The sequence below is a fragment of the Clavibacter sp. GW821-FHT01D01 genome (genome assembly GCF_059422605.1).
Genome location: NZ_JBWKXC010000015.1, coordinates 18635 through 42821 on the forward strand (window position 1 = coordinate 18635; position 24187 = coordinate 42821).

Below are 24187 nucleotides of genomic sequence, written 5' to 3' on the forward strand. Positions count from 1 at the left end.
GAGCATGCATCGGATCGTCGTGCTCGCCCTGGATGGCGTCATCGCCTTCGACCTCGCCACGCCCATCGAGGTGTTCGGACGGGCGGTCGACGACGCGGGACGGCCTCTGTACGACGTGCGCGTCGCCGGTCCCACGGCGTCAGCGGGTTCGGGGCCCCTACGGATCGGCATCCCGCACGGCCTCGACGCACTCGGCGACGCGGACACAGTCGTCGTCCCCGGACGCTACGACCCCACCGCGCCCGCGGACGCCGCGGCCCTGGACGCGGTCCGGAGTGCGGCGGGACGCGGCGCCCGAGTCGCGTCGATCTGCGTCGGAGCGCTCGACCTCGCCGCCACTGGTCTCCTCGACGGACTCCGCGCCACTACGCACTGGCGAGCGGCCGACCTCCTCGCGGCCCGGCACCCCGGCGTGGACGTGACGCCCGACGAGCTGTTCGTCGACAACGGCCAGATCCTCACCTCCGCGGGAGCGGCGGCCGGCATCGACCTGTGCCTGCACCTCATCGGCCGGGACCACGGCGCCGCAGTCGCCGCCGATGCGGCCCGGGCCGCTGTCGTCCCGCTCACGCGGGAGGCCGGCCAGGCGCAGTACGTGAAAGACGACTCCCTGGGGGAAACGAGCCTCACGGCGGCGCTCCGCTGGATCGACGCCCACGCCGCGGAGCCGATCACCGTCGCGGACATCGCGGCAGCCGCCTCGGTCAGCACGCGGACCCTGAACCGCCGCTTCCTCGCGGAGCTGAAGCTGCCGCCGACGCGCTGGCTGATCCGCGCGCGCGTCCGCATCGCCCAGCGGCTCCTCGAGACGACCGACCTCGGCGTCGACCAGGTCGCCCAGCGATCGGGCCTCGGCTCCGCCTCGAACCTGCGCGAGCACTTCACCAACGTTGTCGGGACCACCCCGGGCCGCTATCGCCGAGCCCTGACGATGTCTCGATGACGCGTGAATACGCATCCGCAGCCACCTCCTGCACGCCGGCGCTGCAGGCCACTGGGGAGGGAAGGCTTGTCGACCAAGCTGCTTTGCTGCTGCGCGGGTCCGACGGTTGGCGACGGAACAATGGCTACTGGTCGCCCGGGCCGCGACGATCCTTTCGCTCCGTCAAGTTCTTCCGCTTGGGCCGGAATGGCGAGCACTCAACAAACGAGCGACGGTTATCGCGGTTCGAGGCACGTGGCGCCGGGCGATAGTGACAGCCAAGGTTCTCGGGCCCTAGGCTATTTTTACAACGTTGTAATCGGAGGCGGCATGTACCGGATCGACCCTGCACGAGCTCGGAACCGCTGGCTCCTCGCCATCCTGGGCGGGTTCGCGCTGGGCGGCTTCACGCTGTCGAGCTGGGCCGCCCGGCTCCCGTCCATCCGCGCGGGGCTCGACCTGGGGGATGCGGAGCTCGGGTTCGTCCTGCTGGCGACGACCGCGGGATCCGGTGCGGGCCTCGTCGCGTCGCGCCTGCTGCTCGGCGGCGGGGGAGCCCGGCGGTCGCTCGCCGTCGCGGCCCTCGCGATGGCCGCGGGCGTCGGCGTCGTGGGGGCGGGCGTGGCCGCAGGGAGCGTCGCGGTGCTCCTCGTCGGGTTCGCGATCGCGGGGGCGGGGGTCGGCGCCACCGACGTGCTCATCAACATCGACGGCGCCGTCATCGAGCGGCTGTCGCGCCGCACCCTCATGCCGCTCATGCACGCGGCCTGGCCGGCCGGCGCGGTCGTCGGCGCCGGGGTGGGCGCGGGATGCGCGGCGCTCGGGATCACCGCCGAGGCCCAGTTGATCGCGCAGGCCGTGGTCATCGCGGTCGCCGGGCTCGTGCTGGTGCGTGCCGTCCCGGCCGGCAGCCGCGGGACCCGTCGCGCGCGGCGACGACGCGGCCAGGCGCGGGCGCGACGGGCCCCGCACGTGGACGCGCGCCTGCTGGCGATCGGCGTCGTCATGCTCGCCGCGGAGTTCGGCGAGGGGGCCGCGAACGGCTGGATCAGCGTCGCCGTCCGCGACGCGATGGGCCGTCCGGAGGCGTTCGCCGCCGCCGCGATCGGCATCTACGCGGCGGCGCAGGTGGTGGTGCGGGGCGCCGCCGGCCCGCTGGTGGACCGGTTCGGCCGGGCCGCGATGATCCGCTGGACCTCCGCCCTCGGCCTCGCGGGCGTCGTCCTGTTCGTCCTCGACCTCGGGACGGTGACCCTGGTGATCGGCGTGGTCCTCTGGTCGGTCGGCGTCTCGATGGGCTTCCCGCTCGGCATGTCCGCCGCGGCGGAGGGCGACGACCCGACCGCCCGCGTGACGCTCGTCGCGAGCGTCGGCTACGTCGCGAGCTTCATCGGCCCGCCGCTCATCGGCCTGCTGGCCCAGGGCTTCGGGCTCCTGCCCGCGCTGTGGCCGGTCGCCGCGCTGTTCCTGGTCGCGGTGCTCCTGGCCCCTGCCTTCGCGCCGCGCCGCCGGGGGCCGGATCCCGTGGCCGCCGCGACGGCGTGAGGCCGCGGGCCCGTCACGCTCACCGGTACGCGTAGAACCCCTCGCCCGACTCCACGCCGAGCTTGCCCTGGTCGAGGTACTCGCTCGTGAGGTGCGCGGCCCCGGCCCGCGCGCCTCGCAAGTCGGTGCTAGGCCTGCGTACCCCAGAACGCGTCCTCTGCGGGGCCGTCCTCAGAGAACAGGCGGACCTCGACGATACGGCCGCCCCGAACCGTGAGTAGGTCGATGCCGCTCATGTCCATGGCGACGTCGCCGCGGGACCCGCTGAAGCGGATGGGGACGGCGACGTCGTTGCCGTTTAGCATGGGGGCGCCGGAGACGACGAGCTGGAAGGTGCCCTGGCTGGCCTCTATCATTCCGCCGAGGAGAGCCCCGACGCCGCTCGTGCCGTGGTGCTCGCCGGAGAAGCGGTTCGCGCCGGGCTGGTGCCAGACGACATCATCGCCGAACTGCGCCATGACAGTGGGAATGTCGCCCTCGGCGAGCGCATCAAAGTAGGTGGTGGCGACGGTGGTGGGGGTGCTGTCGGACATGTTGTCTCCTCTGTGGTTGATGGCCTTATCATCACAATTGGTAACCTGTTACCTCAACGTAACTAGGAGCATCTGTGGAGAACGAGCCACCTGTCTGGAACGTGATGCTGGCGACGTGCCCTTCACGTATGTCTCTGGCCCGCATTGCAAACAAGTGGACAGCCATGATCGTCATCGCCCTGAGCAGCGGACCGCTGCGTTTCGGCGCCCTTCGGGAGGCGGTAGGTGGGATCAGCGGCAAGGTCCTCGCGGACACTCTGCGCGATCTGCAGCGCGACGGGATCCTCACACGCACCTCCTACGACGAGATGCCGCCGCGGGTCGAGTACGAGCTCACTCCGCTCGGACTGACGCTTCGAGCCCCGCTCACGGCTCTCGGCGAGTGGGCGGAGCACCACATTGAAGAGGTCCTCCGTGCCCGATCCGCCTATGACGACGGCTTCCTGAACTGATGCGGATCGTCTGTCCCCGCTGCGCGTGACAGGGCGTGACCTAGCAATCTGAGGCCGCGCCTCTTCCGATCTAGTGAAGGCGGGAACGTAACCGCAGCTCCTGCATGCCGCCGTCGACCGCGAGCGATGTACCTGTGGTCGATCCCGCGCGCGGGCTAGCCAGAGATGCCACGGCGTAGGCGATCTCCTCGGGGGCTACCAGGCGACCGTGCGGCTGCCGCTCCTCCAGGGCGGTGCGCTCCGCTGCCGGATCGGCGGAGTTCGCGAGGAGACGAGCGACCCACGGTGTGTCGGCCGTACCGGGTGCGACCGCGTTGACGCGGATCCCGTCCGGCAGGTGGTCGGCGGCCATGGCTCGGGTGAGTGCGAGGACTGCGCCCTTGCTGGCGCTGTAAATGGCGCGTTGCGGCAGGCCCGCGGTCGCAGCGATGGAGCTCGTATTCACTACCGCAGCAGACGTGGACTGGAGCAGGTGCGGCAGGGCGTTGCGCATGACGCGGGCGATACCGACGACGTTGATGTCGAGGACGCGCAGCCATTCCGCCGAGGAGTTGTCGGCGACGGTGCCCTGGGCGCCGATCCCGGCGTTGTTGACCACGATGTCGATGCCGCCCAACGCTGCTGCAGCCTCAGCGACGGCGTGCGCTACGGAGAGGTCGTCCCCGATGTCGCCGACGATGGCGATGGATCCCGGAGGTGCCCCGTCTGTGTGGAGGTCGACCGACGCGACTGTGGCACCGCGATCCATCAGCTCCTGCACCACTGCGGCCCCGATGCCGGACGCGCCTCCGGTCACGATGGCGCGGAGTCCGGCGAACTCGGCGCTCATGCCTGGCCCACCGTCTGGCGCTGACGGCCCAGTCCGTCGATCTCGACCTCGATGACCTGCCCGGGACGCAGGTAGGGCGTGCCCGGGAGGCCGAGGGCTACGCCGGCTGGTGTGCCGGTGTTGATGACGTCCCCAGGGCGAAGCACCATGAAGCGGCTGAGGTACCAGACGATGTACGCCGGGTCGAAGACCATGTCGGCGGTCGAGCCGTGCTGCCGCGGCTCGCCGTCGACGCGAAGATGCAGGCGCAGGGCGGACACGTCCAGGTCCGGCACCAGGACGGGGCCGAGCGGGTTGAAGGTCTCGCACGACTTCCCCTTGTCCCACTGCCCTCCTCGTTCGAGCTGGAACTCTCGCTCGGATACGTCGTTCGAGATCGCGTAGCCGGCGATGACGGCACGAGCGTCGTCCGGCGAGCCGAGATACCGGGCGGTGGACCCGATCACGACGGCGAGCTCGACCTCCCAATCGGTCTTCGTGCTGTCCCGTGGGATCAGCACCTCGTCGTCCGGTCCGATCACGGTGTCCGGGTCCTTCATGAACACGATCGGCTCAGCCGGGATGGGTGCTCCGGTCTCTGCCGCGTGGTCGCGGTAGTTCAGCCCGATGCAGACGACCTTGCCGGGACGGGCGACGGGTGCGCCACGGCGGAGCGCTGTTGCGTCGTCGAGGACCGGCAGCTCCCCGGCGGCGTGTGCTTTTCGTGCCCGCGCCACACCGCCGGCGGCGAGGAAGGCGCCGTCGATGTCCGACGTCAAGGCCCTCAGATCGAAGGCGCGGTCGCCTTCCCACAGGACGGGCGTCTCGCGCCCGATAGGGCCTGAACGGCCGAAAGAAAGCGCGGGAGCCGGAGCAGAGGAAGTCATGAATGGATCCTAACATCGGGTGTATAGCGCGTTCCCTGCCCCATTGCCGGCTGACAGCCAGTTTCAGGTTGCGGAAGATCGGATGTCTGTACATCCTTGATCTGTTGGCGCTTCCCTGCGCTGAGAAGGAGTGCCATGACCGAGATCACCGCCCTGGACACGCTCGACGTCCGCTTCCCCACATCCCTCGGACTCGACGGCTCCGACGCGATGAACGCCGATCCGGATTACAGCGCGGCCTACGTCATCATCCGCACGGACGCGGAGGACGGGCTCGAGGGGCACGGGTTCGCCTTCACGATCGGACGCGGGAACGACGTCGTGGCGGCCGCGGTCGCCGCCCTCGCTCCTCACCTCGTGGGGCGCAACGCGGAGGAGGTCCTCGGCGACATGGGCGCCGTCTACCGCTTCCTGGTGCACGACTCCCAGCTGCGCTGGCTCGGCCCGGAGAAGGGCGTGATGCACATGGCCATCGGCGCCGTGGTCAACGCGCTGTGGGACCTGCGCGCCAAGCGGGCGGGTCAGCCCCTCTGGCTGCATCTCTCCGACCTGTCGCCGGTAGAGATCGTGGACCTCGTGGACTTCCGCTATCTCAGCGATGCGCTCACCCGGGACGAGGCGCTCACCCTCCTGGAGACCGCACGGGAGGGCCGGGGAGCACGCGAGCTCGACCTGCGGGAGCACGGCTACCCGGCGTACACGACGACGCCCGGGTGGCTCGGTTACGACGACGACAAGCTCGCCCGCCTCTGCCGGGAGGCCGTCGCGGACGGCTTCACCCAGATCAAGCTCAAAGTCGGCGCGGACGTCGACGAGGACGTGCGACGCCTCGGCATTGCCAGGGCCACCGTGGGCCCGGACATCCGCATCGCCGTCGATGCGAACCAGCGCTGGGACGTGGACTCGGCCGTCGACTGGATCGGACGCCTCGCGCCCTACGACATCGCCTGGGTTGAGGAGCCGACCAGTCCCGACGACATCCTCGGGCACGCCGAAATCGCCCGGCAGGTCGCCCCGATTCCCGTCGCGACGGGGGAGCACGTCGCCAACCGCGTCGTGTTCAAGCAGCTTCTCCAGGCGAAGGCCCTCTCCTACGTGCAGATCGACGCTTGCCGCGTGGCCGGCGTGAACGAGAACATCGCGATCCTGCTCCTGGCTGCAAAGTTCGGCGTCCCGGTCTGCCCGCACGCCGGCGGCGTCGGCCTATGCGAGATCGTGCAGCACCTGTCGATGTTCGACTACCTCGCGGTCTCCGGATCCCGAGACGGACGCGTCATCGAGTTCGTCGACCACCTGCACGAGCACTTCGACACTCCGGTGCGCATCGTCGACGGTCGCTACCGAGTGCCGCTGGCCCCCGGTGCCGGTACGGAGATGCTTGCAGCCTCGCTCGCTGACCACGCCTTCCCGGCCGGCCGGGTCTGGTCCACGACGGATGCGTGAGCCCGCGCTACCCATGGACGCGTTCGTCCTGGGCACCGCCCAGCTCGGCAACGTCGGCCGACCCATGGACGACCGGACGGCCAGGGACATCATCGACACGGCGTGGGACCTCGGGATCCGCAGGTTCGACACGGCTCCCCACTACGGGCTGGGCCTCGCCGAACGGCGCCTCGGCGAAGCCCTCCATGATCGCCCGCGGGACGAGTACCGGGTGTCGACGAAGGTCGGCCGCCGACTCGTCCGGCAGGATCCGACCGGGTGGGACGATGAGGGCTTCGTCGTCCCGGACGCATTCCGCCGGGAATGGGACCCGACCGTGACCGGCATCCGCCGGAGCCTGGACGAGAGCCTCGAGAGGATGGCGATGTCACGCATCGACACCCTCTACCTGCACGATCCCGACGCGTACGGGATGGCAGGGATCGGGACCGCGCTAAACGGCCTGCGCGAGCTGCGCGACGAGGGCCGCGTGGGTCGCATCGGCATCGGGTCGACCTCGCTCGACGCCCTCCTGTTCGGCGCGTCGTACGGCACCGTCGATGAGCTCATGGTGGCCGGGCGCTACACGCTGCTCGAGCAGCCGGCCGCCGCCGACGTCCTACCTGCCTGCGACGCGGGAGGCGTCGAGGTCGTCGCGGCGAGCGTCTTCAACTCCGGGCTCCTCGCTACTCCGGCACCCGATGAGGGGCACCGGTATGATCACGGCCCCGCGCCGGCAGCCCTGGTCGCCCGCGCACGCCGCCTCGCGCGAACCTGCGAGTCGTTCGGCGTCGAGCTGCCCACCGCGGCGCTGCAGTACCCCCTGCGTCACGGAGCCGTGACCGCGATCGCCGTCGGTGTCGAGGACCCCGGGCAGCTGAGGCAGACCGTCGAGCGCTTCCTGACTCCTCTGCCGGGCGACCTCTGGGAGCGGCTGGAGTCTGCATGAGGGTCATCGACACCCACGTGCACGTGTGGGAGCTCGACCTCGTCGACTACGGGTGGCTCACTCCCGCGCAGGGCGCGCTGTATCGCGACATAACCGTCGACGAGGCGGTCGCGGTGACCGGCGCCGCCAGCGTCGACCGGCTGGTGCTCGTCCAGGCGGCGGACTCCCTCATCGAGACGCGACGGCTCGTCGAGATCGCGCGCGCCACCGACGCCGTCGTCGGCGTGGTCGGGTGGCTGCCGATCGCATCGCCTGCTGACGTCGAGCGGCTCCTCGAGGGCGAGTTCGCAGGGGCCCTGGGCGGCGTCCGCACGCTGGTCCATCAGGCGCCCGACCCCGACCTCCTGACGTCGTCTTCCGTCGTCGCGACCGTCCGCCTGCTCGGCCGCCGGGGTCTGCCCTTCGAGATCCCCGACGCCTACCCCCGACTCGCCGACGCGGCGGAGCGGCTCGTGGCGCGCTGCCCCGAAACGGTGATCGTGGTAGATCACCTCGGCAAGCCCGGAACCCGCCGACCCCTGCGGGCATGGGCCGAGTGGATTCACCGCATGGCTCGCTGCCCCAGCACGGTCGCCAAGCTGTCGGGTCTCGCGTCGTCGACCCGGCGCTGGACCGCGTCCGAGGTGCGTCCCCTGGTCGACGTCGCCCTGGACGCCTTCGGCCCGGACCGGTTGATGTTCGGGGGCGACTGGCCGCTGCTCGCGACGGCGCCGGACTACCGGAGCGTGCTCGACGTCACGCTCGAGACGCTGGACGCGTTGTCCGACGATGAGCGGTCCCGCATCCTCCACGGGACCGCGGAACGCGTCTACAGTCTGCCGCCAGGCTGATCGCCGCCCGGAGCCCCGCGGACCGGAAAGGAAGGCCGCCGATCAGGCGAGCGCCGCCCGCAGCCACGCCTCGACGCCACTGACATGCACCGACGCCCACGCACGTACGTCGTCCGCATCATGTCGGGCGAGCGCGTCGACGATGTGCTCGTGCTCGCGCAGCGTCTGATGCACGGCGTGCTCCTCGGTGAGGCCGCGCCAGACCCGGGCGCGCACGGTGTTGCTCGCGAGGCCGTCGAGGAGGGACACCAGGTAGGTGTTGCCAGCGAGCTCCGAGATCTGTCGGTGGAACGCGAGGTCGTGCATCACGAGGTCCTCGACGCCCGTCTGCTCGTCCACCTGCGCAAGCAGCTCTCGCAGCCCGGCGATGTCCTCATCGTCCACCCGGACCGCTGCCATCGCGGCGGCCGCCGGCTCGAGGATGCGCCGAACCTCGAGGATCTCGAGCAGTGACCGGTCGTCGTGGAAGTCGACCACGAACGACATGGCCTCGAGCAGCAGGCGCGGCTCGAGGCTGGTGACGTAGGTGCCATCTCCGCGGCGGACGTCGAGGACGTTCATCAGCTCGAGCGCCTTCACCGACTCGCGCAGCGAATTGCGGGAGATGCCGAGGTGCTCGCTCAGCTCCTTCTCCGGAGGGAGGCGGGATCCGGGCCGCAGGTCGCCGGAGACGATCATGGACTTGATCTTCTCGATTGCCTCGTCGGTGACCCCCACGGGCTCATCGTATGGTCATGGCGGCCAGGCCCGCCGTGACCATACGCTCCTGGCGCCCCGATGTCACTGGTGCAGGAAGTCCATCCTCGGCTGAACGTCCTCGGGCTCTAAGAACAGCTTGACCACCGAGGCGCCAGGTGCGCGCACCACCAGGTCGCCGGCGGACTGCTCCCAGTCGAGGCGTCCGGTGTGACCGAGGACGGTCACCTCGGTGATGCGGCGGGTGAGGAGTCCGGCGCCGCGGCCGAACGCGCGGATGCGCATCTCGCCCTCTTCCGACGGGGCCAGCGAGATGGCGTAGACGTAATCGCCCGTCACGTGGGCCCGGGAGGTGAACCGGAAGTCGGCGTCGGTGAACGCGGCGGGGGCGCCGTCGACGAAGGAGCCGACGACGACCTGGGTCGGGCCTTCGGCGGCGATGGCCCAAGGTCGGGTGCCGTAGATCGCCTCGCCGTTGACCGAGAGCCACGCGCCAATACCGCGCAGCATCTCCGCCTCGGCCTCCGGGATGGTTCCGTCGGGCTTGGGCCCGATGTTGAGCAGGAGGTTGCCGTTCTTCGCGACCACGTCGGCGAGTTCCGCGATGAGGTCCTGGACGGTCTTGTACTCGTGGTTCCGAACCCACGACCACGAGCCCTTGGACACGGCGGTGTCGTTCTGCCAGACGGTGGGCTGGATGACGCCCATCGTGCCGCGCTCGATGTCGTAGACGGCGGTGCCTTCGGCGAAGGCGTCCCACTTGTAGTTGATGACGACCTCGCGGCCCCACTGTGCGGCGCGGTTGTAGTAGTAGGCAGCGAGCTGCATGACGTAGGGCTCGAACGCGGGGTGCTCGATCCACCAGTCGAACCAAAGCACCTGCGGGCGGTACTTGTCGATGATCTCGGCGGTCCTCAGGAGCCAGTCCTCGAGGTAGCGCTCGTTCGGGCCGGTCTCCTCGCGTTGAGCGGGGCCGTAGAAGTCCTGGTACTCGGGGTCGAGGACGTCGGAGTCGAAACGGGCGCCGCCGTTCATGAAGAACCAGTGCTCCGCCCGATGCGACGAGGCGCCGCGGACCATCCACGCCCTATCGGTGGCGGCGGAGAGCTCGCCGAACACGTCGCGGCCGGGTCCCATGCGGGCGGCGCTCCATCTCGACCGGTCGGTGTCGTACATGGCGAAGCCATCGTGGTGCTCGGCGACGGGCACGACGAACTGCGCGCCGGCCTGGCGAAAGAGCTGCGCCCACGCGTCGGGGTCGAAGTCCTCCATCGTGAAGGACGGGATGAAGTCCTTGTAGCCGAACTCCCTCTGGGGCCCGTAGGTCTCGACATGGTGGGCGAACTCGGCGGTGCCCTCGCGGTACATCTCGCGGGAGTACCACTCGCTGTTGAAGGCGGGCACGGAGAACACGCCCCAGTGGATGAAGATGCCGAGCTTCGCGTCCGCGTACCACTCCGGCGGCGTGTAGCTGCGGAGGGAGTCCCAGTCGTCGCGGAACGGGCCGGCGTCGATGACGGCACGAAGGCGCGCCAGGGCGGCGTCGTTGTCGGACACGTCGACGGGGTGCGGCAGGGTGGCGGGGTCGAGCGGGCGGAGGTCGTGGGTCATGGCTGTGCTTCCAATCGCGATGTCGCGGCCGCTCAGCGGCCGCCGAAGGCGCCGGCCTGGATGGCGGCGACGAGCTGCCGCTGCGCCAGGACCACCACCAGGATGACGGGGAGGATCGTGAGGATGCAGGCCGCCATGAGCAGCTCCCACTGCGTGCCGGTCTGCGTGGAGAAGCCCGCGATGCCCAGGGGGATCGTCCACTTCTCCGAGGAGTTCAGGATGATGAGGGGCCAGAGGAAGTTGTTCCAGCTCCCCAGGAACGAGAACACGGCGAGCACCGCCAGCGCGGGCTTCACGAGCGGCACGATGACGCTCATGAGGATCCGGAGGCTGGACGCACCGTCGATGCGCGCTGCCTCCTCGAGCTCGACCGGGATCTGCAGCATGAACTGGCGTAGGAGGAACGTGCCGAAGGCCCCGAAAAGGCCCGGGAGGATCAGCGCCAGCCAGGTGTCCGTGAGCCGGAACGAGTCGAAGCCCAAGTAGAGGGGGATCAGGGCGATCTCGCCGGGCACGGTGAGCGTGAGGACGAACAGCAGGAACAGCCCGTTGCGCCCCCGGAAGCGCAGGCGTGAGAACGCGTACGCGGTGAGCGTGCTGACCACGAGCGTCAGCACGGTACTGATCGCGGCCACCGAGAGCGAGTTCACGAGCAGCCGCCCATAGTCGATCTGCTCCCAAGCGTCGGCGAAGTTCGACCAGAGGACCTCCGTGCCGAAGAGGCTGAGCCCGCGTCCGAAGACCTCGTTGCCGGGCTTCAGTGCGGTGAAGAAGGTCCAGATGAGCGGGAACGCGAACAGGACGCCGACGATCCAGGCGGCTGCCGTGTTCAGCCCGGTGAGCCATGGCCGGAGGCGACGGCGTCGGGTGATGAGCGTCCGCGATCCGCCGCGAGCGGGACGGAGGGTCGAGCTGCGGACGTCAGTCATAGTGCACCCACTTCTTCTGGCCCCACACCTGCACGAGCGTCACGAGGGCGATGATCACGAACAGGACGGCGGAGATGGTGGAGGCGTAGCCGAGCTGGTCATAGGTGAAGCCGGTTCGGTAGAGGTACATCACGATCGTGGACGTGCTGCCGCCCGGGCCGCCGCCGGTGATGATGTACGCCTGGATGAAGACCTGCCACGCACCGATCACGGTGAGAACGGTCGTGAAGAACAGCGACGGGCTCAGCAGCGGCAGCACGATCGACCGGAAGCGGCGGAGGGTTCCAGCGCCGTCGATGCGGGAGGCCGCGAGCACGTCCTGGCTGATGCCGTCGATGCCGGCGCCGAGGACGATCATGTTGTAGCCGAACGACTGCCACAGTGAGACGAGGATGATCGCGACCAGGGCCCAGGACCCGTCGCTCAGCCAGGGCACCGCCGGCAGCCCGATCGACGCGAGGCCGGAGTTGACGGCTCCGTCCTGCTGCAGCAGCAGGCGGAACACGACCGCGTTGGCGACCGTGGGGGAGAGGGCGGGGATGAGGAAGATGACACGCAGCCACCGCTTCCCGCCGAGGCGCGTGTTCAGCCACAGCGCCATCCCGAGGGACAGGGCCATGTTCAGCGGCGTGTAGACGACGACGAAGACCGTGGTGACCGCGAGGCTCTGCAGGAACGCCGGATCACGCAGGAGCGTCAGCAGGTTGTCAAGGCCCGTGAACTCACCGCCGCCGAGGAGGCTGTAGTCGAACAGGCTCAGCGCGAGCGAGGCCACGACCGGCACGACGATGAACAGGGCGAGCCCGAGGAAACCGGGGAGCACGAACACCCAGCCGACCCATCCCGAGTCGCGGACGTCACGGCGCCGACGCCCGCGGGGCGGCGCACCGGGCCCGCTGCCGAGCGCCGTGGGGGCGCTCGGCACCGGCGTCATGGTCCCGGACGTCACCGTGCGGCCCCGTCCGACACCTGCTGCAGGACCTCTTCGACCGTGCTCGTGCCGGAGAAGGCATTCGCCTCGTACTGCTGGAACAGGTCACCGAGCTTGTCGGCGTCCACGGCGGACGGGACGACCTGCCCGTTCTCCGTCAGCGCGGCGACCACGGTGGCGGCCTCCTCGCCCACGGCACCCTGCCACGCCTCGAGGGAGTCCGCACGGGCGGGGACCTGCTTGCGCGAGGCCGCGACGGACTGCTGCGCCTCCGCGCCGGTCATGGCCGAGATGGCCGCGAACGCCGCGGGCTTGTCGCTGCAGGTCTCGGTGATCGCGAACCCGGTGCCGGCGATAGAGCCGCGAGGATCGCCGTCATCGGTGGGGATGGTGGCGACGCCGAGGTTCTCCTCGCCGATCTCCTCCTGCTGGTGGGTGAGGTCCCACGTGCCGTTGATGAACATCGCGGCCTGTCCCGAGCTGAACTGGTCGATGTCGGGGAACGTGCCGCCGGAGGCCTCGAGGGGCTTGGCGACGCCCTTCTCGGTGGCGAGGTCGACAACGAACTGGAAGCGGTCCACGAAGGCGGGGTCCTGCAGGTCCGCGACGCCGTCCTCGGAGATGTACGTCTCGCCGTTGGCCTCGAGCCAGACGGAGATACCGCCGATGCCCTGGCCGATGGCGAATCCTGAGACGCCGTCCTTCGTCGTGGCCTCGGCGGCTGCGAGGAACTCGTCCGTGGTCCATCCGACCTCCGGCTCGGCCACCCCCGCCTCGGCGAACAGTGCCTTGTTGTAGTACATGACCATGGGCTCGGCGTCGTACGGGAGGGCGTAGACCGACCCTTCATGGGAGAGCTGCGCGATCATCGACTCGTCGTACTCGCCGATGTCGACGCCGGCGTCCTTCGCGAGCTCATCCAGCGGCTCGAGCGCTCCCGCGTAGCGAGTGACCCGCCCGTTCTGCAGGGTGACGATGCACGGTGCGTCCGAGCCGCGGAGCTGAGTGGCGAGCTTCGTGTAGTACGAGCCGATCGCCGGCCCGGAGAAGGCGACGTCCACGTCCGGGTCGGCCTGCTTCGCCGCATCGACGTAGGCCTGCCACTGGGCCTTCTCGTCGGGGCTGCCGACCCAGGTGAACATCGAGACGGTGCTGCCGTCCATGCCGGAGTCCGCGCTGCCGCCCGAGCAGGCGGACAGGCCGAGCGCCAGACCGGCCACGGCGGTGAGCCCCACGGTGCTGCGGACACGACGACCGAGACGGCCACGGTTAGCGGGATTGGTGCGCTGCATTGCTCCTCCTTGAGCATCGGGTGCGAGCCGGAGCCCGACAAAGCGAAACGTTACGCCTTAGTGCCTCGGACGATAGCCGCCGTAGATTGGCCCTGTCAACGCGTTCGGCAAAGTTGCGCCTTGACGCAAGACGAACGCACCCATACTCTTCAGACGAATCATTTCGCCTTTGAGAACGGACGAGTGCATGGACGCCCTCAGTACCGAGCAGCCGCATCCGCCTGCCGCCTTCCGGCGACTCGCCGACGGCAGCGTGATCCCCGCCATGGGCGTGGGCACGTTCGGATCAGACCGCTACGACGCCGAGTCCGTGGCCCGTGCCGTCGAGGAGGCCCTGAGCATCGGCTTCCGGCTGGTCGACTGCGCCTCCGTCTACGGCAACGAGAGCCGCGTGGGGGAGGCGCTACGGAAGGGCATGGCCGGCGGCATCGCCCGCGCCGACCTGTTCGTGATGTCCAAGATATGGAACGACGCGCACGAGCCATCCGCGGCCATCGCGTCCGTCGAGGCCTCCCTCGCGGATCTGGGCCTGGACCACCTCGACGCCGTGTTCGTGCACTGGCCGTTCCCCAACCACCACGCGCCCTTCGCCGACACGGCGGCTCGCGATCCTCGTGCCGTTCCGTACATCCACGACAGGTACATGGCGACGTGGGCCGCGCTGGAGACGCTCGTGGACCGCGGGCTCGTGCGGCACCTCGGGACGTCCAACATGACGATCCCCAAGCTCACGCGCGTCGTCCGGGACGCTCGCATCCGACCGGCGCTCAACGAGATGGAGTCGCACCCCTGCTTCCCGCAGTCGGAGCTGTTCCGGTTTTGCGTCGATCACGGCATCCAGCCGATCGCCTACTCGCCGCTGGGCTCGCCCTCTCGACCGGAACGCGACCGCACCCCGGACGACGTGTCGGAGGTCGACCACCCCGTGGTGCGACGGATCGCCGACGCGCACGGCGTCCATCCGGCATCGATCTGCCTCGCCTGGGCCGTCCAGCGTGGACAGATCCCGATCCCGTTCGCTGTCAAGCCCGAGCAGATCCGCGCGAACCTCGCCGCGGCGAACATCCACCTGTCGCCGGCTGAGATCCATGAACTGGAGGGCATCACCCCGGGGGACCGGCTCATCAAGGGCCAGGTGTTCCTCTGGCCCGGCAGCGGGGACTGGCGTGACCTATGGGACGTCGACGGCACGATCCCCGGCTGGTCCGGCTACGGGTCACCCGAGGCGGTGACGCCGGATGGCCACGTATAAGGACATCCAGGCGAAGACCGGACTCTCCCTCTCCACCATCTCCAAGTACTACAACGGCCTCCCCGTGCGGGAGAAGAACAGCCAGGCCATCCAGGCAGCCGCCGACGAGCTCGGATTCCGCGTGAACGGCTTCGCCCGGAGCCTCCGCTCCCGCAAGTCGCTCTCGGTCGGCGTGCTGCTCCCCGACCTGGAGAACATCTTCCATCTGACCATCGTCGCCGGGGTCGAGGCCGCACTGCGTTCGGACGGCATCAGCGTCCTCGTGTGCTCCAGCCGCCCCGGCCCCGGCGACGCTGTCGACTTCCTGATGAGCAAGATGGTCGACGGCATCATCGCCGTCCCCACCGCCGGCGATGTGGAGGCGCTGCGCGCCATCGCAGCGCAGGGCATGCCTGTCGTCACCATCGACTGGAGCGCCCCGGACCTCGTCACCGACAGCGTGGTCCTCGACAACGTCGGCGCCGGAGCTGCCGTCGCCCGCCACCTCGTCGACCACGGACACCGACGCATCGCGATGGTCGGCGGGGACCCGGCGATCTCCACCATGCGCGAGCGCGCCGAGGGCTTTCGGGACGCCCTGGCTGTGCGTGGAATAGAACTCGACGATCGTCTCGTCACAGCGGGCCCGCTCACCGCGGAGAACGGGCAGGCGGCCACCGAGCGGCTCCTCGCTCTCCCAGAACGCCCGACCGCCCTGTTCTCCGCGAACTACCACCTCACCCTCGGGGCGCTCATGGCGATCAACGATTCCGGGCTCCGGGTCCCCACGGACCTCTCCATCGTCGGCTTCGACAGCCTCGAGCTAGCGCGCACCTTCCGGCCCCGTCTAACGATGTTCGAGCAGCCCACCCGTGCCATCACGGACGAAGCCGCACGGCTGATCCGCGGCCGGCTCAACGGCGAGATCGAGGGCCAGACGCAGAACATGCGACTGTCCGGTCGCCTCCTCGTCGGCGCCTCCGTGGCATCCCTCCACGAACACCCCGAACACGACGGATAGGCCCCCATGCTGACCACTCAACTCATTCACCCGCCGCTGCTCGCCGCCCTGGCAGCCTGCGGCCACGGCTCGAAGATCCTGATCGCGGACGGCAACTTCCCGTCCTCAAGCGTCACCAACGGCAGAGCGGAGATCGTCCACCTGAATGTGCGCCCGGGCATGCTCTCCGGCGACGAGGTCCTCGACGTGCTCCTGACCTCGGTCGTGTTCGAGTCCGCCACCCTCATGGCAACCCCCACCGACGACGTCGTCCCGGCCCACCAGGGCTACCGCGATGCCCTCGGCGACGACGTCGCGATCGAGAGCGTCGAACGGTTCGCCTTCTACGGCGCCGTCCGGAGCGACGACGTCGCCCTCGTCATCGCCACAGGCGATCAGCGCACCTACGCCAATCTGCTCCTCACCGTCGGCGTAGTCGCTAGCCAGGTCCTTTAGCCACAGAACAGGGGTGAGAGCCCGTTCGATCCTCAAGCTGTCCCGCGATCAATGCTGACGCGCCATGCTCGACGGACCCAACCGGACCTCATGACCCAAATATGACATAATAATAATTATCAGCGGTCGAGGAGCTCGGTGCGAGGGACACCCACCGCCGCCGCGCAGCCGGACGCCGCGCGGCGCGTTCCCGGCGTCCCTCCCGGAGCGTCAGGCCGCGGCCCGCTCCGCGAGCATGAGGACGAGCATCAGGCCGAGCGCAACGGCGCCTATCACGATCATGATCCAGGCGAGCACCAGGTTGCGCGTCCGGGTGGGCCGCACCGTGACGGCGGCGACGAGCATCGCCGCGTACAGCAGCACCAGGGCCGTGATCCCGGTCGCCGAGATCAGCGTCTCCCGCTGGAGCGCCGCGACCAGCAGGCCGACGGCCACCGCGGCGAGGAGCCCGGCGGGGATGAGCCAGGAGCGGCGGCGGCCGTGGCGGATGGCGGGCTGGTCGCGGACGCGCGTCGGGTCGAGGTCGGGGGCGGGATCGGCGTCGGATGGCATGGCCCACCCTCCCGCTCGAGACGCCCGTCGCCCACGGGGTTGACCTCTCCGGCATGCGGGACGGTCGATGCGGCGCCGCGGCGCATCCGAACCTCGTCCTGACGCTCCCCTGGCCGACCGCTGGCCGGGTGCTGGCAGGCCCCCCGCGAGGCTGGAGGGACTTCAGCGCGGGACGGAGGAGCCGCCCGCCGAGACTCGAGGAGCATCCCATGCCCACCACCCGACGTCCCCTCAGCCGCCGCGCCGCGACGGGCGCCGTCGCGGCCTCCGTCGCCGCGATCGCCATCGCGGGGATCGCCGTCTCCGGCGCCGCCGCGTCCGGCGGCCGGGACGCCGCCCCCGACGAGGGGACCCTGCGCGCGGACGCCCGGGAGCTCTTCGACGAGTGGAACGGCACCCTGGCGACGGGCGACCCCGCGGCCGTCGACGCGATGTACGCGCCCGACGCCGTCCTGCTCCCCACCGTCTCGCCGGGCGTGCACGACACGAGCGCCGAACGCCTCCGGTACTTCGAGGGCTTCCTCGCGAACGACCCGAGCGGCGCCATCACCGAGGACCACGTGCGCAGCCTCGGCCCGGACTCGATTTCGCATTCCGGCCTCTACACGTTCACGATGGGGGAGACGGGCGACGTCGTCGCGGCCCGCTTCACCTTCGACTGGACCCGGGTCGACGGCGAGTGGCGCATCGTCGAGCACCACTCCTCGAAGGAGCCGGTCGCGCAGTAGGCAGCACCCGGCTCGTCCCGGGCACCATCGGAGGCGGAACCGTGATCGTGATGCTCGTGGAGGACGACCCCTCCATCGCCGGATCCCTCACCGACGGACTCGAGCGCTACGGCTACGAGGTGCGGTGGGTGACCACCGGCCAGGAGGCCCTGGCCGCCGCCGAGCCCGACGTCGTCCTCCTCGACCTCGGACTGCCCGACATGGACGGCCTCGACGTGTGCCGCGAGCTGCGGACCCGGTCGAGCCTGCCGATCATCATCATCACGGCCCGCGACGACGAGGTCGACACCGTCGCGGGCCTCGAGGTCGGGGCCGACGACTACGTCGCGAAGCCCTTCGGCGTGCGGGAGATCGTCGCCCGCATCCGCGCGGTCACGCGGCGCCTCGGCGCGGTGGACGCGCCGGCCGCGGACGATGCCGACCCGCAGGCGGCGGTGCGCGCCCTGGTCGTCGGCCGGATCCAGGTCGACGTCGCCGGTCGCCGCGTGCACAGCGACGGCAGCGAGGTGCGCCTGTCGCCGAAGGAGTTCGACCTGCTCGCGGCGCTCGTCGCCGAGCCCGGCACCGTGTTGACCCGGGAGGCCCTGATCGAGCGGGTGTGGGACACCCACTGGTTCGGGTCGACCCGGACCCTCGACGTGCACATCGCGGCGCTCCGGCAGAAGCTGGCCGGCGCGATCGTCATCACGACCCTCCGCGGCGTGGGGTTCCGCCTCGAGGCCGCCTGATGCGTCGGCGGCTGGTCCTCTCCTACCTTGTCATCGTCACCCTCGCGGTCGTCGCGTTCTCGGTCCCCGTGGGGATGAGCCTCGTGGCGTCGCTGCGGGACGAGCAGCGCGACGTGGGCCTCCGCGAGGCGCGCACCGTCGCGGTGCTGCTCGCGACCGCGGCGGAGGCCGACGCCGCGACCGCGCGCGGGGCGCGGCTGGCGCTCGAGGACCTGCGCGGCGCCCTCGAGGAGCAGACCGGCGGGCGCGTGGAGCTCCTCGACGCCGATGCGCGGCCGGCGCTCGGCCGTCCCGTGGCGGGCAGCGGCGACGCCGACTTCGCCGCGGCGCTCGACGGCGACGACCGCGTGCGCCGCCTCGACGTGTCCGTGCTCGGCGAGCCCGGCCTCCAGGTGACCGTGCCCGCGGCATCGCCCGCGGGCCGCATCGACGGCGCGGTGCGCCTGACGTTCCCCGACGCGCCCCTGCAGCAGCGCATCGCCGGGATCGTCGGCGTCGTCGTCGCCATCGGCACGGTCGTCCTGCTCGTCTCCGGCCTCGTCGGATCGCTGCTCGCCCGGTCGCTGACCCGCCCGCTCCGGCTCCTCGACGGCATGGCGGCGCGCATGTCGGACGGCGACTACGGCGCCCGCGTGGATCCCGCCGCCGCCGGCCCCGCTGAGACCCGCCGCCTCGCGGAGACCCTCAACGACGGCGCCCGCCGCACCGGCATGCTCATCGACGCGCAGCGCGCCTTCACCGCGGACGCCTCGCACCAGCTACGGACGCCGCTCACCGCGCTCCGGCTCAGCCTCGACAACCTGCACGCCCGCCTCCTCGACCCCGCGGACCGCGCCGCCGTCGACCGGGTGCTGCAGGAGGCGGGCCGCATGACCCGGCTCGTCAACGACCTCCTCGTGCTCGCCCGCGCGCAGGGCACCAGCCGGCGGCCGGCACCGCTCGACGTCCGGGCCGTCGTCGCGGGGCGGGTCGCGGCGTGGGCGGCGGCCGCCGAGGAGTCCGACGTCGCGCTCGTCGCGATGCCGTCGGAGACGGACGGGCCGGACGCGCGCCGCCGTCCGCTCGCCTCCGCCGAGGCCGCGGCGTCCCCGTCCGCGGCGTCCGCGTCCGCGGTGGTGACGGCGACACCCGGCCACCTCGAGCAGGCGCTCGACAACGTGCTCGAGAACGCCCTCCACGCGGCATCCCCCGGCGGATCGGTGCGGGTCGCGGTGCGCGTGACCGCCGCGTCCGTGATCGTCACCGTCGAGGACGACGGCCCCGGCCTCACCGCGGAGCAGCGCGAGCGCGCCTTCGACCGCTTCTGGAGCCGGACCCCGGGCGGATCCGGCCTCGGGCTCGCCATCGTCCGCCAGCTCGTCGAGCACGACGGCGGCGAGGTCGCGCTGGAGGAAGCCGGCGACGACGGACGGGACGGCCGGGACGACCCCGACCGCCGGGCGGCGCACGGCCTCCGGGTGCGGCTCGTGCTCCGGCGCGCCGCCCCGGCCTGAGCGGGACCGTCGCCCGCGCGGACGCGCCCTGGGCTCTCGCCGTGGACAGGAACCGGATCAGCGACCTCGAGCACCCCGACGACCCGGACCGCGCGCAGGTTCTGAGCGCGTCGTTCGAGCACCGGCGAGCGTGGTTGGAGGGCTACCGCGGCACGCTCGGCTTCCTCACCATGCTGCTCGGGCGTCCCCAGGGCGGGTGAGGGTCCGACCCGCGCCTCCTGCCGGGTCCGGCGGACGACGGTCCGGTCGGTACCGTGGGGGCATGGGCGATGATGCGGACCGGCCTCCCGGGGGCGAGCCGAAGGCGCCCTTCACGGCCGGGCGGACCATCTCCGCCTGGGGCGCGGTGATCGGCGGCCTCATCGCGACGTTCCGCGGCGCGACCGGGGACCTCGGCCCGGTGTTCCTCATCGGCGGCCCCGTCCTCGTGGTCCTCGGCGTGGTGGCGTTCGCCGTGTTCCGCTGGATGGCCCGGCGCGGCCTCTAGCGCGGCCAGCGGTCAGCCCGTCGCGACGGATCCCGCGGCGGGTGGCGCGACCGCCGCGCGCACGTACCGCTCCGCGAGCTCGCGGCAGGCGTCCCGGAGCTCCGGCGGGTCGACGACCTCGAGGTCCGCGCCGAAGCGGCCGAGCTGCGCGGCGAGGGCCGTCCACGACCAGGAGCCCGAGCGGTAGCGGCAGCGGACGGACCCGAGGTCCTCGACCGTGCCGTCGCCCGCGAACGGCCGCACCTCCGCGGCCGGCAGATCGAGCACCACCGTCCCCACGCAGGGCCAGCCGCCGTCCGCCGCCGTCGATCCGCGGAAGCGCGCCTCGAGGAAGGCCGCGGCGTCCCCGCCCGGCACCGTGCGGCGGGTGAAGCGCCGACCGCCGTGGAGGCGGAGGTCCATCCGGTCCACCCGGTGCACGCGCCAGTCGTCGTGCTCCGCGGAGAAGCCGACGACGTACCAGCGGCCCGCCCGGAGCACCAGGTGGTGCGGCTCGAGGCGGCGCGGCGGCCGCGGCTCCGCATCCGCCTCCGGGGCCCCGGGCTCGGCCCGCCGGTCGAAGCGGATCTCCTCCCGCCGCTGGATCGCGTCGCCGATGCGCAGCAGCGCCTCCGGGTCGACGCGCACCGCGTCGCCCCGCGCGCGGTCCGCCGCGGCCTCGACCTCGAGGCGGCCCACGCGCGCCGCGAGGTGATCCGGCATGAGGCGCGTCACCGTGCGGAGGGCGCGGAGCGCGGCCTCCTCGAGCGCGGTGCCGGTGAGCTCGGCCGTGCGCAGCGTGATCGCGACGGCCATCGCCTGCTCGTCGTCGAGCAGCAGCGGCGGCAGCTCGGATCCGGCGCCCAGGCGGTACCCGCCCTGCGGCCCGCGCGTGGTGTCGATGGCGTACCCCAGCTCGCGCAGCCGCTCGACGTCGCGGCGGATCGTGCGCGGCGTCGTCTCCAGGCGCGCGGCGAGCACGGGCCCCGGCCACTCGCGCGGCGACTGGAGCAGCGAGAGCAGCGCGAGCAGGCGTCGCGAGGTGAGGGCGGAGGATCCGGTGGGCACGGACCCATCCTGCCGCGCGTAGCGGACGCAAGGTGACCTGTATGCACGATGGACTCGTCCTGCGTCGACATCCCGACGACGCACGAGCGGCGCTCACCCGAGCGCCCGACACGAGGAGCACCCCATGAGCATCACCACCACCCTGCACGTCAACCTCCGCGGCCAGGCGGCGGAGGCCCTGGCCTTCTACCACTCCGTCTTCGGCGGTGACATGGTCGCCGTGCCCTACGGCGACACCGACTCCGGCCAGGCTCCCGGCCAGGCGGAGCAGATCGTCTGGGGCGAGGTCCGCTCGCCCGACGGCTTCCACGTGATGGCGTACGACATCCAGGACTCGCTCCCGTACGCCGCGGGCGAGAACGCGTTCTACCTGTCGCTCCGCAGCGAGGACGCGGAGCTCGTCCAGCGCCTCGGCGGGGCGCTCGCGGCCTCCGAGGGCGCGACCGTCCACGTGCCGTTCGGCCCGTCGATGTTCTCGCCGCTCTACGGCAAGCTCACGGACCGCTTCGGCGTGACGTGGATCATCGACGTGATCGTGCCCTGGCAGACGGGCGCCTAGGCGGACGGGACCCGGGCCGCCCGCGCGCGGGGGCGGCCCGGCGCGGCGTCCGCGGCACGGGTCAGCGGCGGCGGCGGATCTCCCCGACGAGCAGCGCCACGAGGTAGCAGCCGCCGATCACGACCGTGACGACGCCCACGGGGACCGTCACGGGGAGCGCGTGCTGCGCGACGAGGTCCGCGCCGAGGAGCAGGGCCGCGCCGACGAGCGCCGCGACCGCGGCGGGCACGTGCGGCGTCCGCGTCAGGCGGCGCGCGATCTGCGGGGCGGCCAGCGCGACGAAGTCCACGGGGCCGGCGACCGTGGTCGCGACGCACACCAGCGCCACGCCGATGCCGAGCGCCGCCAGCCGCGCACCGGCGACGCGCACCCCCGTCGCGGCGGCGAGGTCGTCACCGAGCTCCAGCTGCCGGAGGGCGGGGGAGAGCACCGGCACCGCGACGAGCAGCGCCGCGACGAGCGCCGCGGCCGTGCCGACGCCCGTCCGGTCGACGCCCGCGAGCGTGCCGGCACCCCACGCCGACGCGGTCATCGCCACGTCCAGCTCCACCCGCAGCAGCAGCCAGGTGCCGAGCGACGCGGCCATCGAGGAGACGGCGATCCCCACCACGATGAAGCGGAACCCGCCCGCCGCCGTGCCCGACGACAGCAGGACGATGACGAGCGCCGCGGCGAGCCCGCCCGCGAGCGCGCCGACCGTGCGGGACTCCCACGACGAGCCGACGAGGACGACCGCGCCCAGCATCCCGACGAAGGCCCCCTGGGAGAGCCCCAGGATGTCGGGGCTCGCCAGCGGGTTGCGCGTGACGCCCTGGAACAGCGCGCCCGCCACCCCGAGGGCGGCGCCCACGACGACGGCCGCGGCGATGCGCGGCATGCGCCAGTCGAGCACGACCGTCCGCGGCAGGCCCGTGGTCGACCCGGTGAGGGAGCCGATGACGTCCGGGAGCGCCACGGGGAAGTCTCCCGTCATGGCGGCGATCGCCCCGAGGGCCGCGATGGCGACGAGGAGGGCGCCGGCGACCGCGGCGACGCGGAGGCGCGCCGGCGCCGACCCCCGGCGGACGCGGGTCGCGGATCCAGCCGGGGGAGCGGGGCGGGCGAGGAGCGCGCTCACGGGCCCGACACCCGGCGTCCGCGGCGCACGAGCCAGATCAGCACGGGCGCCCCCACGAACGCGGTGACGATGCCGACGGGCATCTCGCCGGGCGGCGCGACCACGCGGCCGACGACGTCGGCGAGCAGCACGAGCACCGGCGCCGCGGCCATCGATCCGATGACCACGCGGCGGTGGCCCACCCCGAGGCTCCAGCGCACCACGTGCGGGATCATCAGCCCGACGAAGGAGACCGGCCCCGCGAGCGCCGTGGCGGTGCCGGCCAGCAGCGTGACGGCCGCGATGGTGACGAGGCGCGTGCGCGGCAGCGAGACGCCCTGGCTCCGCGCGGTGTCGTCGCCGAGCGCCACGGCGTCGAGCGCGGGCGCGATCGCGACGGCGAGGAGCACGCCCGCGCCGAGGAGGGGCAGCACGGGCGGGAGCAGCGCGAGGTCCCGCCCGAGGAGGGTGCCCGCCGACCAGCCGAGCATCCGCTCGAACGCTTCCGGGTGCGTCAGCGTCACGCCTGTGGTGATGCCGGAGAGCACCGCGCCCACGGCGATGCCGGCGAGCGTCAGGCGCACGGGGTCCGCCCGCCCGCGGCCGGCCGTGCCCAGCGCGACCACGACGACCGTGAGCACGAGGGCACCCGCGTACGCGGAGGGCGCCTGCCCGGCCGGGTCCGTCACCCCGAGGAGCACCACGGCGCCCGCGACGGCGGCGGCAGCGCCCGCGTTCACGCCGAGGATGCCCGGATCCGCCAGCGGGTTCCGCGTGAGCGCCTGCATGAGCGCCCCGGCCCCACCGAGCCCCACCCCGACCGCGAGCGCGAGGAGGGTGCGCGGGATCCGCTGGTCGAGCAGCACGAACCGGGACTCGTCCGTGCCGCCGCCGGCCAGGGTGTCGAGCAAGAGGCCCGGGGTCAGCCCGTTGGCGCCCACCGCGAGGGAGAGGACGAGCGACCCGGCGAGGGCCGCGGCGACGGCGACGCCCCACGCCGCCC

General features: G+C 71.8%; 27 protein-coding genes. 15 read left to right on the forward strand and 12 right to left on the reverse strand.

The window, feature by feature from the left end:
* Positions 1–4: 4 nt before the first annotated feature.
* On the forward strand, positions 5–943 hold the full coding sequence (locus tag AC07VC_RS15195; RefSeq protein WP_494676377.1) for a GlxA family transcriptional regulator: 939 nt from the start codon (positions 5–7) through the stop codon (positions 941–943).
* 309 nt (positions 944–1252) lie between these two features.
* Positions 1253–2467, forward strand: coding sequence for an MFS transporter (locus AC07VC_RS15200; protein WP_494676376.1), 1215 nt, complete (start codon positions 1253–1255; stop codon positions 2465–2467).
* Positions 2468–2595: 128 nt separating this feature from the next.
* Here AC07VC_RS15200 and AC07VC_RS15205 read toward each other — a convergent pair whose 3' ends face one another.
* Positions 2596–3000, reverse strand: coding sequence for a nuclear transport factor 2 family protein (locus AC07VC_RS15205; protein ID WP_494676375.1), 405 nt, complete (start codon positions 2998–3000; stop codon positions 2596–2598).
* A gap of 74 nt (positions 3001–3074) precedes the next feature.
* Here AC07VC_RS15205 and AC07VC_RS15210 point away from each other — a divergent pair, with 74 nt between their 5' ends.
* Complete coding sequence (locus tag AC07VC_RS15210; protein ID WP_494676374.1) at positions 3075–3452, forward strand: winged helix-turn-helix transcriptional regulator; 378 nt, start codon at positions 3075–3077, stop codon at positions 3450–3452.
* Positions 3453–3522: 70 nt separating this feature from the next.
* On the opposite strand, the gene AC07VC_RS15215 is transcribed toward AC07VC_RS15210, so the two are convergent.
* Positions 3523–4281: an SDR family NAD(P)-dependent oxidoreductase gene (locus AC07VC_RS15215; protein WP_494676373.1), complete on the reverse strand. Its 759-nt coding sequence runs from the start codon at positions 4279–4281 to the stop codon at positions 3523–3525.
* The gene (locus AC07VC_RS15220; RefSeq protein WP_494676372.1) at positions 4278–5147 is read right to left on the reverse strand and encodes a fumarylacetoacetate hydrolase family protein; all 870 of its coding nucleotides are present in this window, start codon (positions 5145–5147) and stop codon (positions 4278–4280) included. Before AC07VC_RS15220 ends, AC07VC_RS15215 begins: the two co-directional genes overlap by 4 nt.
* 135 nt (positions 5148–5282) lie before the next feature.
* Between AC07VC_RS15220 and AC07VC_RS15225 the strand changes: the two genes are divergently transcribed.
* From AC07VC_RS15225 to AC07VC_RS15235, 3 genes are read left to right on the forward strand one after another with little or no spacing between them, the layout of a single operon-like run.
* Complete coding sequence (locus AC07VC_RS15225) at positions 5283–6590, forward strand: enolase C-terminal domain-like protein (RefSeq protein WP_494676371.1); 1308 nt, start codon at positions 5283–5285, stop codon at positions 6588–6590.
* A gap of 13 nt (positions 6591–6603) precedes the next feature.
* A complete protein-coding gene (locus AC07VC_RS15230) occupies positions 6604–7518 on the forward strand; it encodes an aldo/keto reductase (protein ID WP_494676370.1) in 915 nt (304 codons plus the stop codon).
* Complete coding sequence (locus AC07VC_RS15235; protein ID WP_494676369.1) at positions 7515–8348, forward strand: amidohydrolase family protein; 834 nt, start codon at positions 7515–7517, stop codon at positions 8346–8348. The genes AC07VC_RS15230 and AC07VC_RS15235 overlap by 4 nt, the downstream gene beginning before the upstream one ends.
* Positions 8349–8390: 42 nt before the next feature.
* Here AC07VC_RS15235 and AC07VC_RS15240 read toward each other — a convergent pair whose 3' ends face one another.
* From AC07VC_RS15240 to AC07VC_RS15260, 5 genes are all read right to left on the reverse strand, one after another.
* On the reverse strand, positions 8391–9065 hold the full coding sequence (locus tag AC07VC_RS15240) for a FadR/GntR family transcriptional regulator (protein ID WP_494676368.1): 675 nt from the start codon (positions 9063–9065) through the stop codon (positions 8391–8393).
* A gap of 63 nt (positions 9066–9128) precedes the next feature.
* Entirely contained in the window at positions 9129–10655 is a 1527-nt protein-coding gene (locus tag AC07VC_RS15245; RefSeq protein ID WP_494676367.1) for an alpha-L-fucosidase, read from the reverse strand.
* Positions 10656–10687: 32 nt separating this feature from the next.
* A complete protein-coding gene (locus AC07VC_RS15250; RefSeq protein ID WP_494676366.1) occupies positions 10688–11584 on the reverse strand; it encodes a carbohydrate ABC transporter permease in 897 nt (298 codons plus the stop codon).
* A complete protein-coding gene (locus AC07VC_RS15255) occupies positions 11577–12518 on the reverse strand; it encodes a carbohydrate ABC transporter permease (protein ID WP_494676584.1) in 942 nt (313 codons plus the stop codon). The genes AC07VC_RS15250 and AC07VC_RS15255 overlap by 8 nt, the downstream gene beginning before the upstream one ends.
* Positions 12519–12529: 11 nt before the next feature.
* The gene (locus tag AC07VC_RS15260; protein ID WP_494724483.1) at positions 12530–13807 is read right to left on the reverse strand and encodes an ABC transporter substrate-binding protein; all 1278 of its coding nucleotides are present in this window, start codon (positions 13805–13807) and stop codon (positions 12530–12532) included.
* A 187-nt stretch (positions 13808–13994) separates the two neighbouring features.
* Here AC07VC_RS15260 and AC07VC_RS15265 point away from each other — a divergent pair, with 187 nt between their 5' ends.
* Genes AC07VC_RS15265 through AC07VC_RS15275 form a run of 3 tightly spaced genes read left to right on the forward strand, consistent with a single transcriptional unit; the run spans position 13995 to position 16494 of the window.
* Positions 13995–15059, forward strand: coding sequence for an aldo/keto reductase (locus AC07VC_RS15265; RefSeq protein WP_494676364.1), 1065 nt, complete (start codon positions 13995–13997; stop codon positions 15057–15059).
* Complete coding sequence (locus tag AC07VC_RS15270) at positions 15046–16059, forward strand: LacI family DNA-binding transcriptional regulator (protein WP_494676363.1); 1014 nt, start codon at positions 15046–15048, stop codon at positions 16057–16059. Before AC07VC_RS15265 ends, AC07VC_RS15270 begins: the two co-directional genes overlap by 14 nt.
* Before the next feature lie 6 nt (positions 16060–16065).
* On the forward strand, positions 16066–16494 hold the full coding sequence (locus tag AC07VC_RS15275; protein WP_494676362.1) for an RbsD/FucU family protein: 429 nt from the start codon (positions 16066–16068) through the stop codon (positions 16492–16494).
* Between the two features lie 210 nt (positions 16495–16704).
* Here AC07VC_RS15275 and AC07VC_RS15280 read toward each other — a convergent pair whose 3' ends face one another.
* Positions 16705–17046, reverse strand: a complete 342-nt coding sequence (locus AC07VC_RS15280) for a hypothetical protein (RefSeq protein ID WP_494676361.1) — start codon at positions 17044–17046, stop codon at positions 16705–16707.
* A gap of 209 nt (positions 17047–17255) precedes the next feature.
* On the opposite strand from AC07VC_RS15280, the gene AC07VC_RS15285 reads away from it, so the two are divergent.
* The 5 genes from AC07VC_RS15285 to AC07VC_RS15305 all read left to right on the forward strand — a co-directional run bounded on the left by AC07VC_RS15285 (position 17256) and on the right by AC07VC_RS15305 (position 20482).
* Positions 17256–17774 (forward strand): SgcJ/EcaC family oxidoreductase, encoded by a 519-nt coding sequence (locus tag AC07VC_RS15285; protein WP_317230918.1) that lies wholly within the window; start codon positions 17256–17258, stop codon positions 17772–17774.
* Between the two features lie 50 nt (positions 17775–17824).
* Positions 17825–18502 (forward strand): response regulator transcription factor, encoded by a 678-nt coding sequence (locus AC07VC_RS15290; protein WP_317230919.1) that lies wholly within the window; start codon positions 17825–17827, stop codon positions 18500–18502.
* The gene (locus AC07VC_RS15295; RefSeq protein WP_494676360.1) at positions 18502–19995 is read left to right on the forward strand and encodes a sensor histidine kinase; all 1494 of its coding nucleotides are present in this window, start codon (positions 18502–18504) and stop codon (positions 19993–19995) included. Before AC07VC_RS15290 ends, AC07VC_RS15295 begins: the two co-directional genes overlap by 1 nt.
* A 41-nt stretch (positions 19996–20036) precedes the next feature.
* Positions 20037–20195: a hypothetical protein gene (locus tag AC07VC_RS15300; RefSeq protein WP_494676359.1), complete on the forward strand. Its 159-nt coding sequence runs from the start codon at positions 20037–20039 to the stop codon at positions 20193–20195.
* Positions 20196–20257: 62 nt separating this feature from the next.
* On the forward strand, positions 20258–20482 hold the full coding sequence (locus AC07VC_RS15305; RefSeq protein ID WP_494676358.1) for a hypothetical protein: 225 nt from the start codon (positions 20258–20260) through the stop codon (positions 20480–20482).
* 12 nt (positions 20483–20494) lie between these two features.
* Here AC07VC_RS15305 and AC07VC_RS15310 read toward each other — a convergent pair whose 3' ends face one another.
* Positions 20495–21529 carry a helix-turn-helix transcriptional regulator gene (locus AC07VC_RS15310; protein ID WP_494676357.1) on the reverse strand — a complete coding sequence of 345 codons (1035 nt, stop codon included), beginning with the start codon at positions 21527–21529 and terminating at the stop codon, positions 20495–20497.
* Between the two features lie 124 nt (positions 21530–21653).
* On the opposite strand from AC07VC_RS15310, the gene AC07VC_RS15315 reads away from it, so the two are divergent.
* Entirely contained in the window at positions 21654–22088 is a 435-nt protein-coding gene (locus AC07VC_RS15315; protein ID WP_317231263.1) for a VOC family protein, read from the forward strand.
* 61 nt (positions 22089–22149) lie between these two features.
* Here AC07VC_RS15315 and AC07VC_RS15320 read toward each other — a convergent pair whose 3' ends face one another.
* Positions 22150–23205 (reverse strand): FecCD family ABC transporter permease, encoded by a 1056-nt coding sequence (locus AC07VC_RS15320; protein WP_494676356.1) that lies wholly within the window; start codon positions 23203–23205, stop codon positions 22150–22152.
* On the reverse strand, positions 23202–24187 hold a 986-nt coding region (locus AC07VC_RS15325), incomplete at its 5' end, for an iron chelate uptake ABC transporter family permease subunit (RefSeq protein ID WP_494724484.1). The genes AC07VC_RS15325 and AC07VC_RS15320, both read right to left, overlap by 4 nt.

Excerpts from the sequence above, each read along its gene's own strand:
- AC07VC_RS15195 (WP_494676377.1), top strand. The coding sequence starts at position 5 with ATGCATCGGATCGTCGTGCTCGCCCTGGATGGCGTCATCGCCTTCGAC.
- AC07VC_RS15200 (WP_494676376.1), top strand. The coding sequence starts at position 1,253 with ATGTACCGGATCGACCCTGCACGAGCTCGGAACCGCTGGCTCCTCGCC.
- AC07VC_RS15205 (WP_494676375.1), bottom strand. The coding sequence starts at position 3,000 with ATGTCCGACAGCACCCCCACCACCGTCGCCACCACCTACTTTGATGCG.
- AC07VC_RS15215 (WP_494676373.1), bottom strand. The coding sequence starts at position 4,281 with ATGAGCGCCGAGTTCGCCGGACTCCGCGCCATCGTGACCGGAGGCGCG.
- AC07VC_RS15220 (WP_494676372.1), bottom strand. The coding sequence starts at position 5,147 with ATGACTTCCTCTGCTCCGGCTCCCGCGCTTTCTTTCGGCCGTTCAGGC.
- AC07VC_RS15225 (WP_494676371.1), top strand. The coding sequence starts at position 5,283 with ATGACCGAGATCACCGCCCTGGACACGCTCGACGTCCGCTTCCCCACA.
- AC07VC_RS15230 (WP_494676370.1), top strand. The coding sequence starts at position 6,604 with ATGGACGCGTTCGTCCTGGGCACCGCCCAGCTCGGCAACGTCGGCCGA.
- AC07VC_RS15235 (WP_494676369.1), top strand. The coding sequence starts at position 7,515 with ATGAGGGTCATCGACACCCACGTGCACGTGTGGGAGCTCGACCTCGTC.
- AC07VC_RS15245 (WP_494676367.1), bottom strand. The coding sequence starts at position 10,655 with ATGACCCACGACCTCCGCCCGCTCGACCCCGCCACCCTGCCGCACCCC.
- AC07VC_RS15250 (WP_494676366.1), bottom strand. The coding sequence starts at position 11,584 with ATGACTGACGTCCGCAGCTCGACCCTCCGTCCCGCTCGCGGCGGATCG.
- AC07VC_RS15255 (WP_494676584.1), bottom strand. The coding sequence starts at position 12,518 with ATGACGCCGGTGCCGAGCGCCCCCACGGCGCTCGGCAGCGGGCCCGGT.
- AC07VC_RS15260 (WP_494724483.1), bottom strand. The coding sequence starts at position 13,807 with ATGCAGCGCACCAATCCCGCTAACCGTGGCCGTCTCGGTCGTCGTGTC.
- AC07VC_RS15265 (WP_494676364.1), top strand. The coding sequence starts at position 13,995 with ATGGACGCCCTCAGTACCGAGCAGCCGCATCCGCCTGCCGCCTTCCGG.
- AC07VC_RS15270 (WP_494676363.1), top strand. The coding sequence starts at position 15,046 with ATGGCCACGTATAAGGACATCCAGGCGAAGACCGGACTCTCCCTCTCC.
- AC07VC_RS15275 (WP_494676362.1), top strand. The coding sequence starts at position 16,066 with ATGCTGACCACTCAACTCATTCACCCGCCGCTGCTCGCCGCCCTGGCA.
- AC07VC_RS15280 (WP_494676361.1), bottom strand. The coding sequence starts at position 17,046 with ATGCCATCCGACGCCGATCCCGCCCCCGACCTCGACCCGACGCGCGTC.
- AC07VC_RS15285 (WP_317230918.1), top strand. The coding sequence starts at position 17,256 with ATGCCCACCACCCGACGTCCCCTCAGCCGCCGCGCCGCGACGGGCGCC.
- AC07VC_RS15290 (WP_317230919.1), top strand. The coding sequence starts at position 17,825 with ATGCTCGTGGAGGACGACCCCTCCATCGCCGGATCCCTCACCGACGGA.
- AC07VC_RS15295 (WP_494676360.1), top strand. The coding sequence starts at position 18,502 with ATGCGTCGGCGGCTGGTCCTCTCCTACCTTGTCATCGTCACCCTCGCG.
- AC07VC_RS15305 (WP_494676358.1), top strand. The coding sequence starts at position 20,258 with ATGGGCGATGATGCGGACCGGCCTCCCGGGGGCGAGCCGAAGGCGCCC.
- AC07VC_RS15315 (WP_317231263.1), top strand. The coding sequence starts at position 21,654 with ATGAGCATCACCACCACCCTGCACGTCAACCTCCGCGGCCAGGCGGCG.